Annotated in this window: 5 protein-coding genes; 2 read left to right on the forward strand and 3 right to left on the reverse strand. The window is 64.2% G+C overall.

The window, feature by feature from the left end:
* A complete protein-coding gene (ribD, locus tag ACP16H_RS09255) occupies positions 1-1,095 on the forward strand; it encodes a bifunctional diaminohydroxyphosphoribosylaminopyrimidine deaminase/5-amino-6-(5-phosphoribosylamino)uracil reductase RibD (RefSeq protein ID WP_425072000.1) in 1,095 nt (364 codons plus the stop codon).
* 122 nt (positions 1,096-1,217) lie between these two features.
* On the opposite strand, the gene ACP16H_RS09260 is transcribed toward ribD, so the two are convergent.
* From ACP16H_RS09260 to ACP16H_RS09270, 3 genes are all read right to left on the reverse strand, one after another.
* The gene (locus ACP16H_RS09260; protein WP_425072001.1) at positions 1,218-3,251 is read right to left on the reverse strand and encodes a capsular polysaccharide biosynthesis protein; all 2,034 of its coding nucleotides are present in this window, start codon (positions 3,249-3,251) and stop codon (positions 1,218-1,220) included.
* A 5-nt stretch (positions 3,252-3,256) separates the two neighbouring features.
* On the reverse strand, positions 3,257-4,420 hold the full coding sequence (locus tag ACP16H_RS09265) for a polysaccharide biosynthesis/export family protein (protein ID WP_425072002.1): 1,164 nt from the start codon (positions 4,418-4,420) through the stop codon (positions 3,257-3,259).
* A gap of 93 nt (positions 4,421-4,513) precedes the next feature.
* Positions 4,514-5,806, reverse strand: coding sequence for a capsule biosynthesis protein (locus ACP16H_RS09270; RefSeq protein ID WP_425072003.1), 1,293 nt, complete (start codon positions 5,804-5,806; stop codon positions 4,514-4,516).
* Positions 5,807-5,932: 126 nt separating this feature from the next.
* On the opposite strand from ACP16H_RS09270, the gene ACP16H_RS09275 reads away from it, so the two are divergent.
* Positions 5,933-6,520, forward strand: a complete 588-nt coding sequence (locus tag ACP16H_RS09275; protein WP_425072004.1) for a riboflavin synthase — start codon at positions 5,933-5,935, stop codon at positions 6,518-6,520.
* Positions 6,521-6,569 lie beyond the last annotated feature (49 nt).

Below are 6,569 nucleotides of genomic sequence, written 5' to 3' on the forward strand. Positions count from 1 at the left end.
ATGGACACACGCTGGATGGCCCAGGCCTTGGCCCTGGGTCGTCGCGGCATGGGACAGACCTGGCCGAACCCCGCCGTGGGCTGCGTCATCGTGCGCGAGGGCAGGGTGGTCGGTCGCGGCTGGACACAGCCGGGCGGGCGCCCTCATGCCGAGGTCATGGCCCTGCAAATGGCGGGCGATGCAGCGCGCGGGGCGACGGCCTACGTGACGCTCGAGCCTTGCGCGCATCACGGCCAGACGCCGCCTTGCTGCGACGCGCTGATCGCGGCGGGCGTGGCGCGCGTCGTGGCACCCATCGCGGACAGCGACCCGAGGGTTTCCGGGCAAGGCTTTGAACGGCTGCGTCAAAACGGCATTCAGGTCAGGACCGGCGTATTGGCCGGCGAGGCGCTTCAGGACCATGCCGGGTTCTTTCTGCGGGTCGAGCAGGGGCGCCCATGGCTGACGTTGAAGCTGGCTTTGACGCTGGACGGGCGCATCGCCACGGCAACGGGTGAGAGCCAGTGGATCACCGGCCCCGAGGCGCGTCACGCCGCGCATGCCCTGCGTGCCCGTCACGACGCCGTCCTGGTGGGCGGAGGCACCGCGCGTGCTGATAACCCGCGTCTGACGGTGCGCGGTTACGATGTGCCCCGGCAACCGGTGCGCGTCGTGGCCAGCCGGAACCTCGATCTGCCCTTGCTGGGGGATCTGGCGCGGACGGCGCAGGAGGTTCCGGTCTGGCTCTGCCATGGCGCCGGTATTGGAAACGATCTGTTTACGGCTTGGCAACAATTGGGCGCTAAGCTCCTCCCCGTTCCCCTGTCCGCCGGACGACTCGATGCTGGCGGAATGCTGCAAGTCCTTGGGCATCAAGGGTTGACGCGCGTGTTTTGCGAGGGCGGCGGGCAATTGGCCGCCTCGCTTTTGGCGCAGGATCTCGTAGACGAGTTGCACGTGTTTACAGCTGGCATGGCGCTGGGCGCCGAAGGTCACCCCGGGATCGGTGCTTTGGGGATCAATACCTTGCGTGATGCGCCCCGTTTTGAGCTTGTGGATGTTTGTCCGCGCGGTTCGGACATCCAACACGTGTGGAGGCGCATTTCCTTCACGTAAAGCTGAGGATTTCCAGTGGCTTGTAATCTTCTTTCCAGGTGGAACAAACCGTGTCCAACCTGTGGGCAACTCTGAAAATAACATTTTATCAGGGGGCTGGATTAAAACTCTTTACTGAAAGGTTAACGGCGCCACAAGTGTGCATGGCTCGCCAGTGCGCCCTGCAGCTTTGACAGGCTGCGATTGAACGGTCCCGGCGTCGGGATCGGCCCGTGTTTCAGGCGATGCACGACAGTTTCGACGGCGCAGGCCTGACCGGTTTGCGGATCGAAATACCTTGGGTAATCAATGAGCGTCGCATGCACCAGCGCCTCCAGTGTCGGGCGCGGTCCGTCGCGTCGGCGCTGCGGAACCAGGCCCAGATCGCGGGTCAGCCCCCAGCCGGCGTAAAAGGGCACGCCTAGGGTCGTCACCTTGAGACCGCGCAGAAGCGCTTCGAAGCCGGTGCCTGACGTCAGGGTCCAGATTTCATCCACGTTCTCAAGGAGTTCCGCAATCCCAACGCGATCCAGCGTCACGTCCGCCCAACGCTCAGGATCCTTGACGGCTCCCTTGCGCAGTCCGGCCTCCACATCCGGATGGGGCTTCCAGAGGATCACCGCATCGGGATGCTGCGCGCGGGCACGGCGCAAAAGTTCGGTGTTCGATCGCACATCGGGGCTGCCCCGCAGGATCGAGGCATCATCTTCAACCTGGCCCGGCACAAGAATGCGGTAGCCGGAGGGCAGCCGCGGCATCTCGCCAGACAGGTTGTATTTGGACAACCTGCTCTCGACCAGGCTTTGTATAAGCCTGTGGATACGTTGGTTTTGGTCGGGTCGCAGGCCAACTGCGCGCTGCTGGATCATCTTTTCCAAAGCCGAGGGGCGCGACGGGTCGAAGTGGATCCCCTCCGGATCAAGCACCAGCGACAGCGGCGGGATCAGGTCAGCGCCCAACCCGCGCGACCGAAGAAAGCCGTCTTCCAGATGGACGCCGCGTGCGTCGCCGGAATTCGCCCAAGCCATCAGTCTCCGCCCGGTCTGCTGGGCCAGGGCCTCTGCCTTATCCACATTGTCTTCGAATCGTAACCGCTTTTCCTGGCCGAAGAATTTCTGGAGAATTCCTCTTTTCCACAGCCGGGCGCGGGCCACGACCCAGCCCTGGCGGTCATCCCGCCACGCCCGTGAACGCGCTTCGAGGGTGCCCAGAACGTCTTCGATTTCGCAAAGGCAGTCACGGTATGGATCATACCATTTCGGGAAGAGGATCATGGCCCCCGCCACCAACTGTGCCCGTGTCAATCGACGCCTGCGTCGCGGGAATTGTTCTTCGTCCTCGGTCAGGCCCCAGCCGGAATAAAAGGGGCGTCCGAAGACGCGCGGTTTGTGCCCGGCAAGGATCGCCTCGAAGCCCATCTGCGATGACAGCACGTAGACCCGTGTGGCGCCTTCCAGCAGGGTCCACGGCGAGGCATTGCCATCGTAAAGGCTGATCTGCCCCGTCGCGTCACCTTCGACGAAATGGCCGCCGCGCAGGCCTGCCGCTGTTTCGGGATGGGTTTTCAACAGGATGCGCGCGTGCGGGTTCTCCTCTCGCGCGACGAAGAGCATTTCAAGGAACCGCGCGCGATCTCCGCCCGATGCCTTGACCGAGGCATCGTTGCGGGTCTGGTCGACCACCAACACATAGCCCGGGGCAGGGGGCGGTTCGTCCAACCGGGTGGCTGAGTATTTCGACAGATGCGCCTCGCGCATCCGCCCGATGACGCCGCGCGCCCGCTCCAGCAGGTCATGGTCATCCAAGGGGTCGGTCTCCAGCAGGTGCTCGAGATCGGAGGGCGTGCGCCCGTCGAAGTGAATACCGCGGTGATCGACCAACACGCCGAGTGGCGCCTCGCCCGTGCGACCGGGATGCAGCGAGCGAAGGAAGGCGTCCTCGATCCGGACCAATTGCGCGCCACGACTGGCGGCCACGCTCTCGCCGCGATGGGCGTAGGGGGATTGGCCCCAAACGCCAACCAGATCGCCCTTTGCGGGCAGGCCAACGCTGATCCTGTACCCGGCCAGCGACAGGATGCGCCGCACTCGGGCCTGCCGCAGGAACCCGCCGTTGTAGACGTAAAGACGCCGGGAGGTTTCCCCCCCGGCGCGCCCATGTCCCTCGTTTTTATTCAATCTTGTCACCCGCCGGAGCGCAGAGAATCTGCGATCGACGTCACCGTTGCCACGGAGCCGAGCGACCCGGTCAGCGAGGCGATGGTCTTGTCCCACTGCACGTAAGGCGCTTCGGTCACATACAATGTGTCCTGATCGCGGATGACGAAATCGCGCGCCATGAACATGCCGTTTGGCTGGGTCAGGTCGAGAACATAGACCAGACGCTGCGCGCCGATCAGGTCGTCGCGGCCCAGCACCTGATTGGCGATTTCCGCCGGTTCGTTGCGGAAGACGAAGACGCCGGTGGGATCCGCCGTTGCGGACAGAAGGCCGCCCACGGTTGCAATCGCTTCGACGGCCGAGATGCTCTGCGCCTCGAACGGTACGCGGGCCTGCGATCCAGTGGCACCCAGTGCGGTAAAGGCGCGGGTGTCTTCCTCGACGAGGATGCGGTCGCCGCCGCGCAGGGCGATGTCGAACTCTGGCCGCTTGTAGAGGTCCTGGAACCAGATCGTTTCGGACTGGCTGCCGCGGATCACTTTGACCTGCGCGATCTCGGGGGTGATCGTCACACCACCGGCGCGGGCGATCATGGATGCCAGCGTGCGGGTCGGGCGCTCGATGGCAAATACGCCCTGGCTGCCGACAGCGCCGACCAGAGACACGGTCGAGCCGTCACCGGCAAGGCGGCGCACCTGGACCTGCGGGTCCGGCGTCTGGTCTTCGAGCTTTTGCGTGATGATCTGGCGGATACGCTCGGGCGTGTTGCCCGCCGCGCGGATGCGTCCGGCATAGGGAATGAAGATGAAGCCGTTGCCGTCCACCTGCACTTCTTCGAGAAGCGCGGGGCCACCGCCGCCACCCGGACCGCCACCGGCGCCCAGAAGCGGATCATCGACGTTTTCCCAGATCGTCAGGCCCAGCGTGTCGCCAGGGCGGATCGTGTCCGACCCCATGACAGCGGCGTTCTTGAAGGCGTCGGAGAAGCCGAGCGCGGGCACAACGGCGGTTGCGCGCGTCACGCGGTCGTTCACCGCGACGATGAAGGCGTCACCTTCGCGCTGCACCGAACCGGCGTAGATTTCACGTTTGTTGGGGCCAACGCGCGGCAGGCCGCAGGATGCCAGAATCGACACCGCGGCCAGAAGGGCGACGCTCCGCGCCCAACGGGTGGGGGAGTTTTTCACTGCTCGGTCTCCTCGACCTGTGTTCTGCCTCAGTCTTTTTTTGCCAAGGTATCGACAGTTCGAAGGAAAATCCAGCATTTGCGCTGGTCCGCGTCAGTGCACCACGCGCAACTGTTGCCGCGGGGCCGCGGTTCCGCGCGCAAAGGAGTCGTAGGGGTCGTCTGGTGCCAGCATCAGGTCGACCACCTGGCGCAGCAATTGCCGCCGTCCACGGGCGGAGTAAAAACCGCCGGGAAGCTGAGAGGTCTCCAACAAGTAGCGGCGATAATCCTTGTAGGCCTTGTTGTCCGGCCGGAACGGCTGAGCGAAGAATTCCGCCAGCGGTTGTGTCGAGACGAACTCGGGCTTGGCGTAGACCGCGTTGCCAAAGACCTTCAGCGGAATGCCGCGCCAGAGCACCTGTTGCGCGGCGGTGGAATTCACCGTGACGGCCGTGCGCGCGTCGTTCAACAGCTGCGCCAGCTTGCCGCCGCGCACGTAATGGACGCGGTCGCTGACGCCGTGGGTGCGGGCCGCCTCGCGGATGGCGCGGCGGATCCCGGCGCGGTCATCCTCCAGCGGATGCGCCTTGAACACAAGGTGATGATGGCCTGGCGCGCCTTCCTTGAACCCGGCGATGACGAGTTCGACGAAGTCGGGCATCGTGTTGAACGGGCTGTGTTTCTGGAAGCTGGAATCGTGTTCCAGCTGCATCAGGCAGAGATGGTAGGGAAAGCCGCCGAGACGAATGCGTTGCGTGGCAATCACGCGGTCGATCCAGCTGGCGGGCATCAGCACGAGGCGTTTGAGATAAAGCAGGAACTCCTGCACCACGGTCAGCGAACGATGCGGGCGGAAGTTGCGGTAGTCACCGTTCCGGAACATCACGAACCAATGGTAGAGCGCGCCGTAAAAGATGTGGTGCCGCATGTCGCCCCAATGGGCCGGGGGCAGGGGAGCCTCCATATCCGACAGGGCAAGCGCCTGCTGCATCTCGGCCACGGACATGTCCATCAGGCGGGAATGCCCGTTCGAGCCGCCACGCTCATAGGTCACCCAATAGGGGCGCATGTAGCCTTCTTCGAAGACGTGGACGGTCAGGCCGCGACGCTTGGCTTCTTCGACGGCCTCGGCGTGGATGCGGCGGACGTCGCCGTACAGGACCACGTCCGTAACGCGCTTTTCGTGGATCTGGTCTATAAACCAGCCGCGCCAGTCATCCTGCGCGTGGCGAAAGGGCAGGTAGGATTTAGGGTGGAACCAGAAAGCACGGTCGCCGGCGTTGAAGCCCACTCGCCAAACCTGCGCGCCGGTGCGGCGCAGCATCGCGCCGAGCCGGTTGAAGAACGGCCCGTGCGGTCCCTGAAGGAACAGGAAGACCCGTTTGTCACCCGTAGCCTTGTTCATCGTCCTCTTGCCCGAAGCTGCCTGCGCCAAACGCCGGTTGCCTTGCTCCCCGCGCGTGATTGTGTGAATGCTTTGTTGCCATTCTATTTACAGATGGCGGCGAAAATAAGGCTTTATGGAGGACGCATGTTCACTGGGATCATCACGGACGTGGGCGAGGTGCGTGCGCTGGAAAATCGTGGCGACCTGCATGCGCGGATCGGCACGGGATACGAGACCGCCGGGATCGACCTTGGCGCGTCGATCGCCTGCAACGGGGTCTGCCTGACGGTGGTGGCGCTTGGGCCGGATTGGTTTGACGTGGTCATCAGTGCCGAGACCATTTCGAAGACCAATCTGGACGGCTGGGCCACCGGGACGCGGCTCAACCTGGAGCGGGCGCTGAAGGTCGGGGACGAATTGGGCGGGCATATCGTGTCCGGCCATGTGGATGGGGTCGCGCACCTGGTCGAGCTGCACGACGAGGGCGAGAGCACGCGCATGACCTTCGAGGTGCCGGAGGCCCTGGCGCGGTACATCGCTGCCAAGGGATCTGTGGCATTGAACGGCACGTCCCTGACGGTGAACGAGGTGGATGGTTGCCGGTTTGGCGTCAACGTCATTCCTCATACCAAGGAGGTGACGATCTGGGGCGATGTGGCCGAGGGCGACCGGATCAACTTGGAGATCGACACCCTGGCGCGCTACGTGGCGCGGCTGCGCGAGTTCGACTGAGGATCAGCTTTTGTGTGTTTCGCCTCGCTGACGCGAGGCGACCGGGGGG

Source organism: Sagittula sp. S175, from assembly GCF_049800975.1.
Taxonomy (GTDB): Bacteria; Pseudomonadota; Alphaproteobacteria; order Rhodobacterales; family Rhodobacteraceae; genus Sagittula.

Coding starts and splice junctions, on each gene's coding strand:
- ribD (WP_425072000.1), top strand. CDS start 1: ATGGACACACGCTGGATGGCCCAGGCCTTGGCCCTGGGTCGTCGCGGC.
- ACP16H_RS09270 (WP_425072003.1), bottom strand. CDS start 5,806: ATGAACAAGGCTACGGGTGACAAACGGGTCTTCCTGTTCCTTCAGGGA.
- ACP16H_RS09275 (WP_425072004.1), top strand. CDS start 5,933: ATGTTCACTGGGATCATCACGGACGTGGGCGAGGTGCGTGCGCTGGAA.